The organism is Candidatus Avelusimicrobium faecicola, assembly GCA_900540405.1.
Classification (GTDB): Bacteria; Elusimicrobiota; Elusimicrobia; order Elusimicrobiales; family Elusimicrobiaceae; genus Avelusimicrobium; species Avelusimicrobium faecicola.
The window spans coordinates 1-6,021 of record UQFW01000063.1; the positions used below are offsets into that span (position 1 = coordinate 1).

At 53.2% G+C, this 6,021-nt stretch carries 4 protein-coding genes; all 4 read right to left on the minus strand.

Annotated elements, in window-relative coordinates; genetic code table 11:
* On the minus strand, positions 1-1,857 hold the full coding sequence (locus ACQY18_RS06055; RefSeq protein ID WP_428039221.1) for a hypothetical protein: 1,857 nt from the start codon (positions 1,855-1,857) through the stop codon (positions 1-3).
* 14 nt (positions 1,858-1,871) lie between these two features.
* Positions 1,872-2,918 (minus strand): hypothetical protein, encoded by a 1,047-nt coding sequence (locus tag ACQY18_RS06060; RefSeq protein ID WP_428039222.1) that lies wholly within the window; start codon positions 2,916-2,918, stop codon positions 1,872-1,874.
* A gap of 91 nt (positions 2,919-3,009) precedes the next feature.
* Positions 3,010-4,752, minus strand: coding sequence for an aspartate--tRNA ligase (gene aspS, locus ACQY18_RS06065; protein ID WP_428039223.1), 1,743 nt, complete (start codon positions 4,750-4,752; stop codon positions 3,010-3,012).
* Positions 4,749-5,978 (minus strand): histidine--tRNA ligase, encoded by a 1,230-nt coding sequence (gene hisS / locus ACQY18_RS06070; RefSeq protein ID WP_428039224.1) that lies wholly within the window; start codon positions 5,976-5,978, stop codon positions 4,749-4,751. The genes aspS and hisS overlap by 4 nt, the downstream gene beginning before the upstream one ends.
* Positions 5,979-6,021: the final 43 nt, after the last annotated feature.

The window sequence follows — 6,021 nt, forward strand, 5'->3', positions numbered from 1 at the left end:
TTATTGCGCCTCCCCTTGCGGTACAGATACCTGGATTTGCTGTAAACGCTGTTGGGCGCGCTCCTGGATTTGCTTGGCTTCTTCCTCGTAAGATTTTTGGTCTTTGGCATTTACCGAGGCTTGCGCCAATTCTTTAGCCATGCCGTCCAAAATAGCGCGGGCCTGTTTTTCATAGGATTTTTTGGCTTGCGCGGGCCATTGGCGCATTTCGTCGCTGGTCATAATTTGGTTGATAACCGTTTCGTTCTGTTTTTTGACGGCCTGTTCCATTTGCTTGGCCTGTTTCTTTTTGGTTTCCGGGTTGTTTTTGGCTTTTTCCAGCAGTTGCTGGACGGCCTTGTTGCGCTTTTCCACGGCGGCCTGGTTTTTTTCGTTCACCGTCAGGCGGCCTTCGTCGCTGGAGAGGTTTTCCAGCACTTCGCGTTCGTATTCTTCGTCAATAGCGGCGAACTGTTGGGCCACGTCCGCGCCGTAGGCATCCGCCACGGATTTTTGGTCTTTTTTACGTTGGGCGGCAAACTGGTCTTTGTATTTTTGTTTTACTTCTTCCGAAACCACCACCCGTTCGTCGCGCACTTTTCCGGCTTCCACGTCCTCTTTTTGCTTGGCTAATTGTTCGTGCGCGGTTTGGTTGTTAATTTCGTTCAGCGTGCGCCCGGCGTTGGGGTCGGACGGGTTATTCTGAAAAACGGCTTCTTTTACTTTGTCGTCGCTTTCCTGTTTTAATTTTAAGTATTTTTCCTGATACTCCGCCGCCGGCAGGCCCTCTTTCATCAGGGCCATTTTTTTAGCGGTAAAATCGTCCAGTACCGCCCGGGCGGCCGCTTCCGTCTTGGGGTTGAATTTATCACGCAAGCGGGCTAAATAGGCTTCGTTTTCCTGGCGTTGGTCGGCCTCTATTTTATTGAAAGTTTCATCATGCGCCAGTTGCCCTAATTGCCGTTGGTATTTGCGGTTGATTTTGCGGATTTCGTTTCCTTTTTGCTGTTGGGTTAAATCCTTGCGGTTGGCGGTGGCGGCGGCTTCTTTGCGGAAATTATCCATAATTTTGCCCGCTTTGCGCCCCGCCGAGGCCCCAAAGTTGTTGGTCATTCCGTTTACCACCGAGGCTTTTTGCGATTCAATTTGCGACAAGACAGACCCAAACGGCCCGCCCTGTTGGGCCACTGCTTCCGGCCCGCCGCCGCGGGTGTATTTTTCCACCATGGTTGCCCGTTTGGATTTAGGCGCCATGGCCCGGGCCACCGCGCGGTCTATGGCGCTGGAAATACCGGCCATTTGGCGGCGCAGGGCCTCTTGTTTGCGGCGGTCTTTTTTACTGCCCATATACGATAAAATGGCATCATTGGCGGCTTCGTAAGCGGTGGCGTTGGTTTCCCCGTTAAATACCGGGCGTTGGGTGCGGGATTCCGGGGCGTAGCTTGCCCCGCCTTTGCCTGCGGTGGAGGCCGAGTCCGACCCGCCCGCCAAATGCGCCTTTTGCGCCGAGGAGCCCGCCCGGCCGTTCCGGGCAGAGGGGCCCGGCAAACGCATGCCCGGTTCATAGCGCGGGGCATTTTTTAGGCTGCTGCGCCCGGAGGGATATTCCACCCGGGGCGTTGGGCGCAAAACCGGGGCGCTTTGTAAATCTGCCGCCGGGGCCGCGGTTGGCGTTTGCCGCGGGGCAAGCCCTAAAATTTCCTGTTCTTTTAATTCTTCCAGCGTGCTGGCTTGCGGGGGTTCCGGCGCGATAAGCCCCGGTTCCTGCGCCAAACGTGCTTGCGGTGCGGAGCCGGGCTGATTCAAAAACACAAAAGCAAGCGCCAACAAAATGACAATAAATAAACCGAAAGTAAATACGTTTTTTGTATCGCGCATAAACAAAACCCCCGTTATTGGGCGGCCGCCGGACGGCGCCCCTTTTTCAAACGCGCATTAAAGTTATTTTGCATAGCCGCTAATTTTTGGCGGTAAATGGCATTTAAGCGGGCCAGTTCTTCCTTTTTATAACTTAAACGCGTGTTAGCCGCCCCCACGGCGGCGGCGTTTTTCAAAATTTGGTTAAAAAACGGGCGGATTTCCAGTACAGCCTCTTTGCCGTACAAATATTCAAACCGGGCTTCCACTTCCTGATACGCGGCTATCATTTCGGCGCGCATAGCTTGCAATTCTTCTTCGCTCATAGCGCCTTTCGGGTCCCCATATTTGGCCACCACTTGGCGCAGGGCCACGTCCGATTCTACCGATACCGCCCCCACCTGCTTTTCCAATTCTTCCACGTTTTGGGCGGCGGAAAGCGCGGTGAAATAATCTTCCAGTGCTTTATGCAGTACCGGGGCCGCCTTTTCGGCACAGGTGGCGCCGTATATCTTTTTGATTTCTTCCAGCATGGCCTTATTTTTGACGGTCATTTCCACGCGCGCTTTGGCTAATTGCTTTTTAGAGGGGGGAAACCACTCACGCAACGATTCTGTTTGCAAAAAAGCGTTTAATTTTTGCTGATAATGGCCGTCCAACTCTTTGAGTTTTTCCGCCAGTTGGGCGGGGGAATCGGACGTTTTGGCCGCTTGCGTGGCCGCCCGGTGATATTCCATAATCAGCGCACCGGCCCGCGCGGCGGCTTCTTCGCCATAGGCTTGGCGCACGCGGCGCTCCAAATTGGTTTTTACGGCTTGCATTTTGGCGGGCAAATCGGGTATTTCCTCGGGCGCAAGCGCCATATTCAGCGTGGCGGTATCCACCGGGTTTTTAATGTCCAGCGGCTTGCGGCGCTCTTGGGCGCGCAAGTTGTTTTGTTTGGCCTTTTCCATATAGTGGGCCACATTGGCCTGCCGGGTAGGGCGCACGGAAACGGCCTTTTCATCTGCGGGGGCTTTCCCGCCGCAGGCCATTAGAAAAAGAAGAAGAAAAACAGGGGAAACAGGGATTAATTTTATCATACTTTCATTATGCAAAAATTGCGGCGTGTTTGCCAACGCGCGCGTAAAGAAAAACCCCGGGGTGTTTTTTTACAAGGCCCCGGGGTGTAAACTATTTGACGATAGACAACGCCAATTCTTTTAGCTGTGCTTCATCCACCACGTTGGGGGAATCGGTCAGCGGGCAAACCGCTTGCGCCGTTTTGGGGAACGCGATAACCTCGCGGATGGAATCTTCCCCGGCCAACAGGGCGGTAATGCGGTCTAACCCCAAGCCAATGCCGCCATGGGGAGGCGCGCCCGCTTCCAGCGCGTTTAAGAGCATACCGAAACGGCGTGCGGATTCTTCTTTGGAGTATTTCATCAAAGCCAAAATACGTTCCTGCACGTCACGGCGGCAGTTGCGCACGGAGCCGGAGGCTAATTCGTTGCCGTTCAGCACCAAGTCAAACTGATAGGAGCGCACGGAACCGGGGTCGGTTTCCAGCTTGTCCAAATCGTCCTCGTGGGCGGCGGTAAAGGGGTTGTGGGCGGCATCCCAGCGGCCTTCTTCCGGCAAGTATTCCAACAGCGGGAAGTCCGTAATCCACACGAAAGCCCATTTGCATTTGGGCGTTAAATTTTTTACCAATTCTTTGCGTAAAGCACCCATAAACGGGCAGACGGTGTCGTGCTTATCACTGCCGAGCAAGATTAAATCGCCCTCGGCGGCGCCGCTGGCTTCTTTTAAGGACTCCAATTCCTGCGCGGTAAAGAATTTGGCGGTCGGGCTTTCCAACTTGCCGTCTTTTACTTTGAGCCACACCAGGCCCTTGGCCCCGTTCTTTTTGGCCAGTTCGGTCAGCTTATCAATATGCCCGCGGGAGAGCGAGGCTCCGCCGGCAGCCACCAGGGAGCGCACTTCGCCGCCGTGGGCAAGCACATCCGCAAATACCTTGAAAGTGGTGTTTTTGAAAACGCCGGACACATTTTTCATTTGCAAATCATAGCGCAAGTCCGGCTTGTCGGAGCCGTATTTATCCATGGATTCGTTATACGGCAGTTTGGCAAACGGAATGGTTAATTCTTCGCCCGCGGTGGTGAACAATTCTTTCATCAAGCCTTCTACAATGGTGTGGATGTCTTCAATCGTCACGAAAGACATTTCCATATCAATTTGTGTATGTTCGGGCTGGCGGTCGGCGCGGAGGTCTTCGTCGCGGAAGCACCGGGCCAACTGGAAGTAGCGGTCAATGCCGCTGGCCATTAAGGTTTGTTTGAACATTTGGGGGCTTTGCGGCAGGGCGTAAAATTCCCCATGGTGTACGCGGGACGGCACCAAATAATCGCGTGCGCCCTCGGGCGTGGAGCGGGTTAAAATAGGAGTTTCCACTTCCAGAAAACCGTTTTTATCCAAATACCGGCGCGCGGCCTGGGCCAAGCGGTGGCGCAAATACAGGTTGGCAAACATTTTGGGGTTGCGCAAATCCAAATAGCGGTATTTCAAGCGGATTTCTTCCGCCACGGAGCGGGAGTTTTCCACATCAAACGGCAGTTGGATAGAGGTGTTTAAGAGAACCAAATTATCCGTTAAAAGTTCCACTTCGCCGGTTTTTAAGTTTTTATTTACGGCGCCTTCAATGCGCGGTTTTACCGTGCCGGAAACCTGCACCACATATTCGTTGCGCAAGGTGCTGGCCAGGGCAAAAAACGGGCTGGACGGTTCCACCACCACTTGCATAAGGCCGGTGCGGTCCCGCAAGTCAATAAATAACACGCCGCCGTGGTTGCGGTAGCTGTTTACCCAACCGCATATAGTTTGGTGCGTGCCGATGTGCGAGGCGTTCAAATCCCCGCAGTAGTTCGTTCTCTTCATAATGCTTTTTTTACCTCATCAGTTAAAACGTCAAATGAAATTTTTTGTTGCTCCCCGGTGGAGAGATTTTTGAAAGTGGCTTGTTTTTGGGCCAGTTCGTCCGTACCCAAAATAATGGCATAAGCGGCGTGGCAACGGTCGGATTGCTTCATTTGCCCTTTTACATTTTTATCAAACAGGCCGCCTTCGGTGCGGATGCCCGCCGCGCGCAAAGATTGCATAATGTTGAATGCGGTTTCGTTGCAGGATTTATCCATGGAAACCACATACACGCTTTTGACGGGCGCTACCGGGGTTTCCCCGCGGGCGGCAATTACGCGCTCCGCCCCCATGGCCCAACCGATAGCCGGGGTGGCCGGGCCGCCCATATTTTTAACCAGCGTATCATAACGCCCGCCCGCCGCAATGGCGTTTTGGGAAACATCCCCGGCTTGAAATTCAAACACGGTGCGGGAATAATAGTCCAGCCCGCGCACGAGCATAGGGTCTACCACAAAATCTATCTTGCCTTTAAGTAGTGCCTGTACTTCGTCAAAGTGGGATTGGCACTCCGGGCACAGCTGCATGGTGGGCACGCGGCCTGCAAAGCGGGCGCCGTCTATTTTGCAATCCAACACGCGCAAGGGGTTTTTTTCCAAGCGGGTTTGGCAGTTTTCGCACAGGGTGTCTTTTTCTTTAGATAAAAAGTCAATCAAGGCTTGGCGGTAGAGCGGGCGGCATTTATCGCACCCTAAACTGTTGATTTTAACGCAGTAATTTTTAGCGCCGAATTTGGAAACAATATCCTTGAGCATTAAAATTACTTCGGCATCTGCCGCGGGGGCCGAGTTGCCGATATATTCCGCGCCGATTTGTTCAAATTCGCGGTAGCGGCCGGCTTGCGGGCGTTCCGCGCGGAACATATTGCCCACATAATAAAATTTTTGCACCGGCGCATTTTGGGTGAAGTTATTTTCCAAATACGCACGCACCACGCCGGGGGTTCCCTCCGGGCGGATGGCCAGTTGGCGGTGGCCGGCATCTTCAAAGGCGTACATTTCTTTTTGCACAATATCCGTCGTTTCGCCGGTGGATTTGACAAACAATTCTTTCAATTCCACGGTGGGCAGGCGCAGTTCGCCAAACCCATAAAGGGAAAACACGCCGCGGGCGCAGTTTTCAAGTTCAGTAAAATTTTTAGATTGGGGTTCAAATATATCGCGGAAGCCCCGTACAAGTTTAGCCATATATTAATTTTAGCATTTTAGCGGGGAATAAGAATAGCCGCAC

What these genes read in the sequence shown, in the direction of transcription:
- ACQY18_RS06055 (WP_428039221.1), bottom strand. Translation starts at nt 1,857, where the DNA reads ATGCGCGATACAAAAAACGTATTTACTTTCGGTTTATTTATTGTCATT.
- ACQY18_RS06060 (WP_428039222.1), bottom strand. Translation starts at nt 2,918, where the DNA reads ATGATAAAATTAATCCCTGTTTCCCCTGTTTTTCTTCTTCTTTTTCTA.
- aspS (WP_428039223.1), bottom strand. Translation starts at nt 4,752, where the DNA reads ATGAAGAGAACGAACTACTGCGGGGATTTGAACGCCTCGCACATCGGC.
- hisS (WP_428039224.1), bottom strand. Translation starts at nt 5,978, where the DNA reads ATGGCTAAACTTGTACGGGGCTTCCGCGATATATTTGAACCCCAATCT.